Source organism: Algoriphagus sp. (assembly GCF_024305035.1).
In the GTDB taxonomy this organism is placed as follows: Bacteria; Bacteroidota; Bacteroidia; order Cytophagales; family Cyclobacteriaceae; genus Algoriphagus.
In genome coordinates, this window is record NZ_JAMWZB010000007.1 from 114228 (window position 1) to 127920 (window position 13693).

Annotated in this window: 8 protein-coding genes; 7 read left to right on the forward strand and 1 reads right to left on the reverse strand. The window is 45.3% G+C overall.

The genetic code is table 11. The features are described from left to right. Nucleotides 1-26: 26 nt before the first annotated feature. Complete coding sequence (locus Q0L00_RS05525) at nt 27-3284, reverse strand: S41 family peptidase (RefSeq protein WP_297335869.1); 3258 nt, start codon at nt 3282-3284, stop codon at nt 27-29. A gap of 347 nt (nt 3285-3631) precedes the next feature. Between Q0L00_RS05525 and Q0L00_RS05530 the strand changes: the two genes are divergently transcribed. From Q0L00_RS05530 to Q0L00_RS05560, 7 genes are read left to right on the forward strand one after another with little or no spacing between them, the layout of a single operon-like run. Further along, entirely contained in the window at nt 3632-4912 is a 1281-nt protein-coding gene (locus Q0L00_RS05530) for an oxygenase MpaB family protein (protein WP_297335870.1), read from the forward strand. Next, nucleotides 4909-5583, forward strand: a complete 675-nt coding sequence (locus tag Q0L00_RS05535) for a hypothetical protein (RefSeq protein WP_297335871.1) — start codon at nt 4909-4911, stop codon at nt 5581-5583. Before Q0L00_RS05530 ends, Q0L00_RS05535 begins: the two co-directional genes overlap by 4 nt. 2 nt (nt 5584-5585) lie before the next feature. Further along, entirely contained in the window at nt 5586-6971 is a 1386-nt protein-coding gene (locus Q0L00_RS05540; protein ID WP_297335872.1) for an ATP-binding protein, read from the forward strand. Beyond that, nucleotides 6964-10620: a two-component regulator propeller domain-containing protein gene (locus Q0L00_RS05545; protein ID WP_297335873.1), complete on the forward strand. Its 3657-nt coding sequence runs from the start codon at nt 6964-6966 to the stop codon at nt 10618-10620. Before Q0L00_RS05540 ends, Q0L00_RS05545 begins: the two co-directional genes overlap by 8 nt. Nucleotides 10621-10654: 34 nt before the next feature. Next, nucleotides 10655-12025, forward strand: a complete 1371-nt coding sequence (locus tag Q0L00_RS05550) for an ATP-binding protein (protein WP_297335874.1) — start codon at nt 10655-10657, stop codon at nt 12023-12025. 3 nt (nt 12026-12028) lie between these two features. Beyond that, nucleotides 12029-12415, forward strand: coding sequence for a response regulator (locus tag Q0L00_RS05555; RefSeq protein WP_297335875.1), 387 nt, complete (start codon nt 12029-12031; stop codon nt 12413-12415). 6 nt (nt 12416-12421) lie between these two features. Further along, nucleotides 12422-13471, forward strand: a complete 1050-nt coding sequence (locus Q0L00_RS05560; RefSeq protein ID WP_297335876.1) for an adenylate/guanylate cyclase domain-containing protein — start codon at nt 12422-12424, stop codon at nt 13469-13471. Nucleotides 13472-13693: the final 222 nt, after the last annotated feature.

Here is a 13693-nt window from a genome sequence, read left to right on the forward strand (position 1 = left end):
CTCCACCGACCAGATAAAACGAATTCTCAATCCTTCCCATTCTTAAAACTCAAATCCGGATAAGCCGGCGGTGCAGGTACAGGTCTTGGGTCTTTTCGGATCAATTCTTTCAAATGCTCGATCGCCGCATCCAGTTGGGCATCTTTTCCATCAAATGTTGCCTTCGGCAAATTGATTACCTCGATATCCGGGATAAATCCCACTCCCTCAATCAGCCATTCGGCACCATTTTCAGTCTCACCATAAACCCCATTCATCGGAGCCCTAGCAATCCCATTATCCGAAAGCGTATTGGCTCCGGAAAGCCACACTTCGCCACCCCAAGTTCTCGCACCGATGGCTTTGCCCATACCCAATCGGCGGAAGCCTTCGGCAAAAGCCTCTCCATCCGAAGCGGTAAACTCATCCACCAACAAGACCAAATGGCCACGGAAAGCATAATTCATGTTCCAATAGGGTTCTCCCGTACGGCTTTTCCAGTAGAAAAAGGCTTCCCGCATCAACTTCTCCAGAATGAAACTATCGATATTTCCGCCCCGATTATGCCGCACGTCGATGATCAGCCCTTTTTTCTTAAACTGCGGGTAAAAATCCCTGTACCACTGCCCGATATCTCCGGCCGTCATCGCTCTGAGATGCACATAGCCGATGTCTCCGTTGGATTGTTCCTCTGCTTCCAACCGGCGGGTGTATTCCCAGTCATTGTAGCGCAAATTGTTTTCCTGACCCACAGTCATCGGGTAGATGATATGATCACCTTTACCAGCTACCGCTATTCGAACCTGCTTTCTAGCCTTATCCCGAAGCAATACCTGCATATCCGCTACGTCCAAAACGGAAGTCCCGTCTATATGCGTGATCACATCTCCTTCCTGTAAGTCTAAAGCTGGATGTGACAAAGGAGATTTTTCATCCGGGTAATCCGGATCACTTTGGAAAATGTAGTCGATTTTGTACCCTTTATCAGTTTTGGAAAAAAGCCCTCCCAGCATCCCAAACTGAATGTTATCCTCCCCATCCCGGGTATCTCCTCCTCGTACGGAGGTATGCAAAACGGAAAGTTCGCCGATCAATTCTCCGATTACATCCGAAAGCTCATTTCGAGTCGTCACCCTGCCCACAAGCGGAAGGTATTTTTCGTACATGGCATCCCAGTCCACCCCATGCATGCCTGCATCGTAGAAATAATCCCGCTCCATGCGCCAAGCATCCGTATAGATCTGCTTCCAGTCCTCTCTCGGGTCTATGCTGAATTTCCAGCCACTCAAATCCAGTTTATTTTTGGATAAATCCGAAACTGGCGAAGTGCCTAATTCCACCAGGAAATGATTGGAACCCTGTCGAAGCAGGGCATATTTGTTGTTTGCAGACACGGCATAGCTGTTGATTTTATCTGCAAATACCTTTTGCTCCGCTTTCTCCGAAATCGGAGTCATCATCAGCGCAGGCTCATCCTCATTGGAAGCACCTCCTCCGTAGTATACACCCGGACCCGGACCTACTCGATGATAATACAAGGCCTTTTCGGTCACGATTAAGTTTTTGTAATTCCCCGCAGGCACAGGCACTTCCTGCACACGCTCCATCAATCCATCCTCTTCAATGCTAACTGTGACTTCTTCTTCACTTTTTTCATCTTCAGACTCCAATTCATTTTTCGGAGTAAAGGGAGAAATCAAACCCTTTTGCAAGGGAATATGGTAGATTTTCATCTGTTTTTCCCAGAAAGGCTCCGGCTGACGCTGTCCCCAGGGACTGCCGACTTTAGTCTCGAAATTCCGGTCGGAAAGGAAATAAATCCACTTCCCATCCGCACTCCACTGCGGACTGAGGCTATTGGTGCGATCAGAAGTCAGCGTGACGCGTTTTTCGATGGATGGATTAAATACAAAGAGTTGGGTAAAGGTATTCGAAGCGGCCTGTCCATAGGCCAACCATTGACTGTCGGGGGACCAAGCCATACTTCCGTGGAGATCTTCGTCCGTTTCGGAAACCTTGACTGCTTTGCCCGAGTCCATATTTCGGACCCAGAGCTCATTGTTCAGATTATACCAAGCCAGCCATTTTCCATCCGGCGAAGGAGTCAAGCCAAAGCGCAACGTTTCTCCATTTTCGGTCAATTGCTTTCCTTGATCCAAGCCCAAACCGGAATACTGATGAATCTCAAATTCTCCACTTTCATCCGAAAAAGTCAAAATATCCTTCGAGTCGGTAGAAAAAACCGCATCCCGATAGCGCACGCCGTCTTTACGACTGAGACGGACCATTCTTCCATCCTTGGCAGGAAACACAAACACCCGACCACGAGCGGTCAACGCAACCTTCTCCCCATCATTGGCTACCGATATATTGGTGATGTAGCTCGCGGGATTATCCACCCAATTTTCGCGCAACTGATCAAAATCCGAAACCAAATTGATGGTAATTTTCTCCTTTTGCCCCTCGCCCAAATCCATGCGATACAAGTCTGCACCGGATCGATAGACCAGCGTATTTCCTGAAAGGGAATACTCCCTTACATCGTAAGATTCTTCTTGGGTGTGCTGCTGAATATTCGATCCATCTGTACTCATCGACCAGACATTTTGGATTCCATCTCGGGAAGAAATGAAATAAACCTGACCATCTTGGAAGATGGGATGATGATCTTCCCCATCGTAGTTTTGTGTCAATTTTACGGCTTCCTCAGCACCATCGCTATATTTCCAGAGTTGCCGGGCCGTACCGCCCTTATAGCGCTTAGTGACGTTGCCATGATAGGTTGGGCGAACAAAAAAGTACGTTTCTCCATCCTCATCGAAGCTCCCCTCAGCGGCCATTTCCAGTGGCAAAAAGGACCTTTCTCCTGAATTAATATCAAAAACTACAGTACGAAGTCGCGGCAAGGTGGAATACTGATTGGTCACATAAGCCAGCTCACTAATCGAACGCCAAGCCGTGGGAACGGAAGTCATCGGCTCATAAGTCAATCTGCGAGGCAGGCCACCGGTGATCGGCATCAAATAAACTTCGGTAGGTCCTTCATAGCTTGCTGCATAAGCCACCCATTTTCCATCGGGCGAGATTTTGGGATGTGACTCATCTCCGGGATGGGTGGTGAGCCGAGTAGCCATTCCGCCCTCGACGGAGGCCATCCATATATCCCCTTCGGCCACAAACACCACCGTACCCTCATGAACGTCCGGATGCATAAAATAACCGGGACTGGATTGGGCAAAGGAACTTATACGATTTACTGCCATGAAAAACAGGCAAAGCAGAAAATAGGAGTAAACTTTTTTCATAATCAATGATGCTTTTTTTTGAATAAAACCCAGGGGTAATCTATTGTATTTTTTTGGGAAAAACTCAGAATTGATCCACAAAGACTACCTATTGAAATATCAGGACTGAATTTGAATAATATTTTTTCTGATCAGCTCACAAATAAATGATTATCGACTTCTTTTTACAGATAGTTTTGTATTTTTCAAATCATAATAATTGAATTTTGTCAAGAATGCAACAGACCTATCAGCTAGTGAGAAATTTCACCTAAACCAACAGGTTTCTTTCCGATAGACGTTGAACTTCAGCGACCCATCAATCAAACCTAGTATGACTAAAGCCACCAATTTTTAACCCAAATACTATGACTCCTATCGCCTGGATTTTGTGGGGACTTTTGATTGTATTTGCTGTTGCTTCTTTGATTTTTATATTCAAAAATTGGCGTTGGAGAAAAAAAGCAAGGCAAAAATTAACATCCTTTGATCGAGAGTTTACCCAAGAATGGTCTGATTCATTTTTACTGGAAAAGCGAAAACATACCGACCCCCTAGCCGATCAAACGGTCGCACTGATCATGCAAAAAAAAGAGGAGGGGGAAATCAACCACCTTTTCGAACACATCACCCGGGACCGAGATCGACTGGACAGCAATGCTCCCGACGAACTCAAAGTATATTTTGAGCAAAGTAGCAAACTTCCTGATTGGGCGGATCAAGATTTAATGGCTTTGGGACAGCAGGTTTACCTTCGTCATGGATTTTGGGTTTCACTTTTACTTTCCTATAAATCCCTCCCCGAATGCTATGCCTGCGCACACGGAGCGGAAGTCCTGCACAAAACGGCCCGTCTTAACGAGCACCATGGGTCTATGGATACTTTCAGCCGCAGAATCGCTGAAACCGCACAATTTGTGATTTTTGCCATGCTTCCCGGAGGACTTTCCAAAAAAGGCCGTGGCATGGTCGCCACAAAGAAAGTTCGTTTGATTCACGCCGTCATTAGACACTACCTCAAAAACAAAGGATGGGATGCCGAAAAATACGGCGAACCGATCAATCAGGAAGATATGGCGGGGACACTCATGTCTTTTTCTGCCTTGATTTTGGAGGGAATGGATCAGTTGGGAATCGAGCTAGAGCCAGTCGAACTCGAAGCCTATATGCATTGCTGGCGTGTGATCGGACACATCGTGGGTCTCGATGAGGATATGATTCCCGCCAATGCCAAAGATGCCTTGAAACTCGGCCACAGGATCCTGGATCAGCAAATCGCCGAAAGCGATTCCGGAAAGGCTTTAACCCAAGCATTGGTCGAATGGATCAATCTCAAATCGCATCCCTTTTTTAGCCCAAAAACCAATAGTGCCATCTTGCGCCTGATGATGGGAAAGGAAATCTCAGATCTTCTGGCCGTCCCCGAATCTGATCCTTCGCATCAGCTGAAAATCGAAAAACGCATTCGCCGGATTGCCAAAATCGGAGAGTTTCTGGACAAAAGTCTCGTCTTCGCCATGGTTTTGCAGTTCTTCACCCGCTTGCTATCCCAGTGGATGATCAGCAAAATGACCGATGCCAACATGATCAATTTCTACCTTCCGAGGTCCCTGACCCAAGACTGGGGAGCTAAAAAAGCACGCTCATGAACCAAACTTTGATCAATTTTGAGGACTATTCGCTTCCGGGTCTGATTTTCAACGGGGTGGGTTGCCTGTTTTGGGTGGTAGCTTATGTGATTTTGGTTTTAGAAATCCGAAAAAAGAAGTTTGTCGAAATGCCTGCCTATGTAGCGGGAGCCAATATCGGCTGGGAATTTGTCTGGAGCTGGATATACCATCCCAATACGGGATTACTCTTTGCGCTGAGCTATCAAGCCGCTTTTTTGCTGGACTGTTTTATTTTCTATTCCGTCCTTCGATACGGCACCAAACAACCCATGAATGCAGAGACCAAAAAACACTTTGCGCTCTTCTGCATCATCAATTTTATCTTCTGGATTTTCTTCAGCTACTTCTACCGAAATGAAGGCTATGATACCCTGATCGGTGCCAATTCCGGATACATCATCAATGTGATCCTTTCACTCCAGTGTGTCTTTTTGCTGATGCAAACCAAGGATACTCACCAATTTTCCATGGTTTTAGCTTGGGCAAGGACGCTGGGAACAGGGCTGATTACCGTTTCCATGTTTTTCTTTTATCCAGAAAATCACTTCGTTCAGTTTCTCGGGATTTCCTGCTTGCTGCTGGACAGTACCTTCATTTATGCATTATGGAAAAGACACGGAACCTTATTTGGAGTGCAAAGTAAAACCTAATTATGTTTAGAAAAATAACAGCGTTTTTTATCCCTGCGCCCAAGTTAGAAACGGGTGATGAGCTGCGATCCGAGCGGATTTTCGTGGCCGTATTGCTCATTTCTGCCCTATCCAATTTTCTCGGGATAAACTTAGCCTTGGACATTGACGCCGATCTGAATGGCTACCTTTTGCTCATTAACGGTTTGGTCAATCTCCTGATTTTATTGGCCTATCGAGCGGGGCTATCCAAACCCATCTCGGCAATACTTTTCTTGAGCCAGTTTGCGATTAGCTTTCCGATTCAAGCTTGGCTTCAAGGCGGCTTGGTCTCTCCTGCGGCAGCAGCATTTTTCCTCTTACCTGCTATTGCAATGCTTATTTTGGGAAAGCGAGCCGCGCTATTTTGGATGGTGATTTCTGCTTTGTTGAGTTTAGGACTTTTCCTTTTGGAAAGCACTCAAGGAACACCTGTACCCCAGTATAATGTGGAGAAAAAGGAGCTGTTTTACTTCTCCTCCATCTTGGGCACCAATATCACTATTTTTATTATCCTTCTGGTCTATGAGTTGGGCAAATCCCGTGCATTTAAAAATATCCAAGAGAAAAACGAGGCGCTGATGAATACGCAAGAGCAATTGATTCAGCAGGAAAAACTCGCCTCCCTGGGCCAACTGACCGCCGGAATTGCCCATGAAATTAAAAACCCACTCAACTTCATCCTTAATTTTTCTGAGGTGAACTCGGAATTGGTAGAAGAACTTCAAGAAAATCTTCATTCGGGCAGAACCGAAGATAATGTGGCCTTGCTAAAAGATATTCAGGTCAATCTTAAGAAAATCCACGATCATGGCAGTCGTGCAGATAGCATTGTCAAATCCATGCTCAAACATAGTCGAGAAGGCGGAGGCAAAATGGAGCTGACCGATTTCAATGCCTTAATCAAGGAATATGTCAATCTATCTTTCCACGGTATGCGGGCTGGAAAAGACCCCATCAATGTCAGCATCGACCTTGATCTGGATCCCAACATCAACACGCTCCTGATCAATGCTGAGGACTTTTCCCGGGTCATCCTAAACCTCTGCAATAATGCTTTTGACGCGATGAGGCAAAAACTCAAGGAAAATCCCAAGAATTTTCAAGCAAAACTGAAAATCAGGACTTTGAATACTAAAAATAGACTTAACTTCGAAGTAGAAGATAATGGTCCGGGGATACCCAAACCCATTTTGGATAAAATCCTTCAGCCTTTTTTCACCACTAAAAAAGGGACGGAAGGCACGGGACTGGGTCTCTCCATTTCCCATGACATTATCAAATCTCATGGCGGGAAACTCACCGTTTCGAGTATACTAGACCAAAGAACCATTTTTAAAATTGAATTACCAGCTCGTGCACATGAATAATTATTTCAATGTCCTATCACTTTTTCTTCTGCTTATTTTGGTCAGTTGCCAAAAAGAAGCTCCTGTTGTTGAGTCAACTCTTAGAGCGCCCGATTCAATCGAGCCCGAAACCATTTTAGTTAAAAACCTGGAACTGTCCACGGTTCGGATGACTGATTTTCCAACACCGCAGACAAACAGCTTACCAACTGGCAGCAGTGCACCTCAGCGAGTTTCGCTTGCTCGACTCCAAGACGATCAAGGTGAAATCGTCCGAGACCCATCCGGTAATTCCTTCATTCTCGGTCAAGGAGGGATTTCTCAGTTTAAAAAATACACCTCCGAGGAAGGCCTAGCCTTAGACGCGATCAATTGCGCATTGTTGGATTCCCGGGGTCATCTTTGGTTTGGCACCAATGGTGGGGGAGCCAGTCGATTTGACGGGCTGAGTTTCACGACCTTTTCGGATGCACAGGGCTTGGTTGAAAACAGTGTCAGAAGCATTTTTGAAGATCGAGATGGGAATATCTGGTTTGGCACAGTGGGTGGTATCAGCAAATTTGACGGAAAAGTCTTCACCAATTATTCTGCAGAAGAAATTGGTGACGGAGTCATTTTTGCGATCTCACAAGATAGCCAGGGAAACATGTGGTTTGGAACCAGTGCCGTGGGAGCGGTTCGGTTTGATGGGAAGGAATTTGAGGTTGTCGGAGCAGACCAAGGTCTCAACGAATACCTCGTCGTCCATATTCTTGAAGACGCTGAAGGCAACCTTTGGTTTGCTACCTACGGTGGAGGCTTGACTCAGATGGTCGATGGAAAATTCAAAACGTTTACCACCAAAGATGGCTTGAGTTCGGATCGGGTGCGAAATATCTATGAGGACCGCAGGGGCGACTTGTGGATTTCGACAATCGGCGGAGGAGTGAGCCATTTTGATGGGGAAACTTTCACCAATTATGGTTTGGAGGATGGTTTGGCCAGCCTGGTAGTTCGATCTGCTATTGAAGATCGGGACGGAAACCTGTGGTTTGCTACCGAACGAGGTGCCAGCAAGTTTGAAGGGGGGAAATTTACCAGCTATACCACCGATCAGGGCTTAGCTGGAAATAATGTGATGGGATCGGTTTTGGACAAAGGCCAGAATTTATGGTTTTTAACGGATGGTGGAGGAGTCAGTCGTTTGGACGGGACTCATTTTACCAATTTCACCAACAACCAAGGACTCGCTGGAAATATCATTTTAAGTATCGAAGAGGACCAAAACGGAGACCTGTGGTTTGGTACCAGTGGCTTTGGAGTCAGTCGTTTTGACGGAGAGTCTTTTACCACCATCAATACCGCCCACGGATTGGCTGGAGATATTGTTTTTTGTATGATGGAGGACGATCAAGACCGATTATGGTTTGGGACAGGAGGAAATGGTATCAGTATTTTTGACGGGAAAAAATTCTCCCAAATTAGTCAGGAAAACGGCTTGGTATCCAATGAAATTTACGCCTTACTTCAAGATCGAAAGGGAGGCATCTGGATAGGCACGGACACTGGACTTCACTACCTTCATGATGGTCAGCTGGATTACTTCAGTTCTGAAGAAGCCTTAACCGGAGATGTGATTTTAAGCCTTTATGAAGATCAGACCGGGGCGATTTGGATTGGAGCTGTGGATGGGGGAATCACTCGCTTTGACGGAGAGAAATTTCAGCGGATAACCACCTCTCAGGGAATAGTTGATAACGGAATTATTCGAATTTCGGGGGATTTGGAAGGCAACCTATGGATAGGAACGGCTCATGGGGTAAGTTTTCTCTCTCAATCCCAGGTTTTGGACCTGTCCCAGAATCAGTCAGGAATCCTAAAATTCCAAAACTTTACCACCCAAGAAGGCCTCTCCAATAATCTCATTCAACAAATCGTCCCACTTCCTGACGGAAAAATTGCTTTGGGTTCGAATCTTGGAATCACAGTCTTTAAACCAGAAGCCAAGAGTGATCACGAAATCAGTTTAGCAGAAATCGAAAATTTTAATGCCGACAATGGCTATCCTGTCAAAGACCTCACCGATGGCCAGAACGGAATGTTTCTCGATTCCAAAGGAGTGCTTTGGGCAGGAACAGGTAGTTCGAAAACCGGTTTAGTCCGCTTTGACTATGCCCACTACATTCCGGTAAAACCTCAGCAAGATCTGATGATTAAGCAAATCCGGATCAATGAGGAAGTTATTCCCTGGCATACGCTCGCAGGAGAGGACAGCAGTAGTTTTGGGGAAAAAGCTTTTGCGGATGTTTTCACCCAAGCAAGCGACGAACTCATCACCCTAGGCCGAAAACTTAGCCCCTTGGAGCGACAAAATCTCCGGGAGCGCTTCCAGGGGATTTCCTTTGAATCGGTGGATGGTTTCTTCCCCGTACCTCAAAAACTCAAGCTCCCCTATCGCCACAATCACCTCAATATCGAGTACGGCTCCAATGAAATGGCTCGCCCCTTTTTGATCGAGTATCAATACATTTTGGAAGGATACGACCTCGAGTGGAGCCCGGTGCTGCAGCGGACAAGTGCTACCTTTGGTAATATTCAGGAGGGAGACTATACTTTTTTGGTCAAGTCGCGCTATTCGGGAACCTCCGAATCCAATGCCGGCGAATGGACTGAACCGATCAGTTTCGAATTCTCTGTTTTGCCCCCATGGTATCGAAGCTGGTGGGCTTATGGCATCTATGGATTACTGGCGCTTTCGCTGATTTATCCCATCAATATTTACCTGAGGAATCGGGTCTTGAAAGCCGAAAGGGAAAAAGCTAAAGAACGTGAACTCCAGCATGCCAAAGAAATTGAAAAGGCTTATCAGGAATTGGCCTCCACCCATGAAAACTTGAAGTCCACTCAATCTCAATTGATTCAGGCAGAAAAAATGGCTTCTCTCGGGGAGCTTACTGCCGGAATCGCCCACGAAATCCAAAACCCGCTCAATTTTGTCAAAAACTTCGCTGAAGTGAGTCAGGAATTGATGGAAGAAATGGAAGAGGAAATCCAAAAAGGAGATTATGAGGAGGTTACTTTTATCGCCAAAGATATCCGGGAAAACCTGGGAAGAATCTCCCAGCACAGCCTCAGAGCGGATGGCATAGTCAAAGCCATGCTTCAGCATAGCCGTACGAGTGCGGGTGAAAAAGAGCCTACAGATATCAATGCGCTCGCCGAGGAATGTTTGCATCTGAGCTTTCATGGGATTAGAGCCAAGGAAAAGGATTTCAACTCTGATTTTAAAACTGAGCTTGACCCCGAAATCCCAAAACTTAATGTGATCCCACAGGAAATTGGGAGGATTTTGCTTAATATGCTCAACAATGCCTTTTACGCGGTCAATCAAAAAGCGCATCATGCCGAGCAAACAGACTACAAACCACTTGTACTTTTGAAAACCAAGAAAGTGATCGGGGGGTTAGAAGTCACCATTGAAGACAATGGCACCGGAATTCCCGAAACGATTGTTGGGAAGATTTTCCAGCCCTTTTTTACGACCAAACCCACTGGACAAGGTACGGGCCTGGGGCTTTCGCTGAGTTACGACATCGTCAAGTCTTACGGAGGAGACCTTCGGGTAAAAAGTAATACCCAAGAACCTTCCGGGACGGCATTTACCATATATTTACCTACGCAACCCGAATAAGCGGTGCATATCCATCTGAAATAAACCTAGCATTATGGAATTAAGCATCATTTCTTTAATCTTACTCTATTACCTCAAACGGCCCATGGGCTTGATTACTGTATCGCAAGATTGGAATCGACTCTTTACCAGTGGGATGATCGCCGCTGCAGTCATTCTATTTTTGAACTATTCCCAAATTACTTTTCTTGAAACGATCGCCTTCTTTGCCTCCATTCTGCTGGGTGGATTGATTGTTTATTTGGTGATAAAAAATCCAGAGCTTCATCACCGTAAAGGGATGATTTACGCTTGGCTTCCCATTATGGTCATTAGCGTGATTAGTGATGTCATCTACAAGTTAAGCCCGACTTTTTATGATCAATGGGAAAATTACATCGAAGTTTCTGAGTTTTTTGCCTTTGCCTGGGCCATCGTCATGTGGTTCAATAACTCCAAACAACGCAGAGCCCTCGAAGCCGAAAAATTGAAGGCCCTACAGCGGGAGGAGAAATATAAACTAACCGAATCGATCAAAGAACAACTTGAAAAACAGGTCATCGAACGGACAGCAGAACTCACGGCTCAGAAAAACAACTTGGAAAAAGCACTTCACGATTTGAAGGCCACCCAAGATCAGCTGGTTCATGCTGAGAAAATGGCCTCTCTCGGGGAACTGACTGCCGGGATTGCCCATGAAATCCAAAACCCACTCAATTTTGTCAACAATTTCTCCGAGGTAAGCAATGAACTCCTAGCCGAATTGAAAGAGGAACTGGAAAAAGGAAATACCGCTGAGGCTCTGGAGCTTGCTGTAGATGTATCCAGTAACTTGGAAAAAATCAGCCATCACGGCAAACGGGCCGAATCCATCGTCAAAGGCATGCTGCAGCACAGCCGGACCAATACCGGAGAAAAGGTCGAAACCGACCTCAACCAACTGGCCGACGAATACTTGCGGCTTTCTTACCACGGTCTGCGGGCCAAAGACAAAAGTTTTACCGCGGACTTTAAACTTCAAGCCGACCCCAACTTGCCAAAAATCCCTGTGATTCACCAGGATATTGGCAGAGTTTTGCTCAACCTGATCAACAATGGCTTTTATGCCGCCGCCGAAAAGAAACATCAACTCAAAGAAGCCAATGACCCGCTCGCTGATTCCTTTATCCCCAAGGTAACTGTGGAAACTAAAGCACTAAAAAACAGTGTAGAAATATCGATTGAAGACAATGGGCCTGGTATTCCGGCAGAAATCCAATCGAAAATTTTCCAGCCCTTCTTTACCACCAAACCCACCGGGAAAGGTACAGGACTGGGGCTATCGATGAGCTATGAAATCATTACCAAAGGACATGGAGGAAAGCTCAGCGTGAGCAGCAAGCCGGGTCTTTTTACCAAATTTATTATCACCATACCTCAAGTTTAAACTATGAAAATTTTAATTGTAGATGATGAGCGGGATGTCGAGGACCTTTTCCGCCAAAAATTCAGAAAAGAAGTTAGAGCAGGTGATTTAGAGCTCGCCTTTGCTTTTTCAGGAGATGAAGCCCTGAAGATTTTGAGTGCCGACAATCCACCCAAAGTGGTTTATGTTTTCTCCGATATCAATATGCCTGGCATGACGGGTCTTGAGCTTTTGGATAAAATCAAAGAGCGCTTTCCGCACATTCAAGTCAGTATGATTTCGGCTTATGGGGATCAGGAAAACTTCAAAAAAGCTATGAATTCTGGGGCAAAGGAATTTTTCACCAAACCCATCGATTTCATTTCCCTGAAAAAGGAAATCGGTAAATTAATTGATCACCATAAAAGCTAATTAAACATGGTCAAGATTCTAGTAGTAGATGATGAGGCAGATTTGGAAATTCTGATCAAACAGAAATTCCGGAAACAAGTTCGAGATGAAATTTTTGACTTTCGTTTTGCACTCAATGGTAGACAGGCACTAGAGGTTCTTGAGGCAAATCCCGATATAGATATCATCCTTAGTGATATTAATATGCCCGAAATGGACGGATTGACCTTACTTTCCAAGGTCAAAGAAAAAAATTCCTTACTCAAAACCGTGATCATTTCAGCCTATGGAGATATGGAAAATATCCGCACGGCGATGAATCTCGGGGCTTTTGATTTTATCACCAAACCAGTGGATTTTCGTGATTTGGAGATTACCCTGGAAAAAACCATCACTCACATTGAGCAGATCAAATCCAACCTCCGGGCGATGCGGGAAAATAATATCCTGAAAATGTATGTCGATGAAACCGTGCTCAATTTTATGGGAAACCGGGAAATCGACACAGGACTGATGGAAAATGAAAACGTTGAGGCTACCGTGGCCTTTGTGGATTTAGTGGCTTTCACCAAAATCTCCGAGCATGAGGAACCCAATGTCGTGGTCGGATTGCTCAACGAATACTTTGATCTCATGGTCAAGGAAATCATCGAAGAAAAAGGCAGCATTGATAAGTTTATCGGAGATGCAATTATGGCAGTGTTTTTTGGGGAGAATCACTTCGAACGGGCGATACGGGCCAGTATTGCCATCCGGGACAAAATGAATGCGCTCCCAGAGTTTTCCAGCTCTACCCATTTCAGGCCACAGGTCTCTGTGGGAATCAACTATGGCGAAATGGTCTCTGGAAATATCGGTTCCCGATCTCTGAAGCGACTGGACTATACTGTCATCGGAGATGTGGTTAATGTCGCAGCCCGACTTCAGGCCGCAGCCATACCCGGGCAGGTGTTAATTTTGGAGAAAAATGCCAAATCACTAGAGGAACAGTTCGAATTCAAATCCATCGGCGAAATTAAAATGAAAAATAAGGCTCTTCCTGTGGAAGTGGTCGAGGTGGTTTCTAGGAAGGGGTGAAACCTAGAGTTTGATTGATTTACCTGGTATCAAGAAATAGTTTGAGTTGGGTTAAATTTTAGAAATTGGTAGAACTTGAAAATGATGAATTGACCAAAAAGTATCTACGGACAAATTCATAGTACCTTTTCACTCCGGGTTGAGATTCTAGTCACTGACTTGACCTCAGTGAGCAGAACCAAAAGTTCACAAAAACTCGATTTGGACTACGGATTGGAAGAA

Excerpts from the sequence above, each read along its gene's own strand:
- Q0L00_RS05560 (WP_297335876.1), top strand. The coding sequence starts at position 12,422 with ATGGTCAAGATTCTAGTAGTAGATGATGAGGCAGATTTGGAAATTCTG.
- Q0L00_RS05535 (WP_297335871.1), top strand. The coding sequence starts at position 4,909 with ATGAACCAAACTTTGATCAATTTTGAGGACTATTCGCTTCCGGGTCTG.
- Q0L00_RS05555 (WP_297335875.1), top strand. The coding sequence starts at position 12,029 with ATGAAAATTTTAATTGTAGATGATGAGCGGGATGTCGAGGACCTTTTC.
- Q0L00_RS05545 (WP_297335873.1), top strand. The coding sequence starts at position 6,964 with ATGAATAATTATTTCAATGTCCTATCACTTTTTCTTCTGCTTATTTTG.
- Q0L00_RS05530 (WP_297335870.1), top strand. The coding sequence starts at position 3,632 with ATGACTCCTATCGCCTGGATTTTGTGGGGACTTTTGATTGTATTTGCT.
- Q0L00_RS05525 (WP_297335869.1), bottom strand. The coding sequence starts at position 3,284 with ATGAAAAAAGTTTACTCCTATTTTCTGCTTTGCCTGTTTTTCATGGCA.
- Q0L00_RS05550 (WP_297335874.1), top strand. The coding sequence starts at position 10,655 with ATGGAATTAAGCATCATTTCTTTAATCTTACTCTATTACCTCAAACGG.
- Q0L00_RS05540 (WP_297335872.1), top strand. The coding sequence starts at position 5,586 with ATGTTTAGAAAAATAACAGCGTTTTTTATCCCTGCGCCCAAGTTAGAA.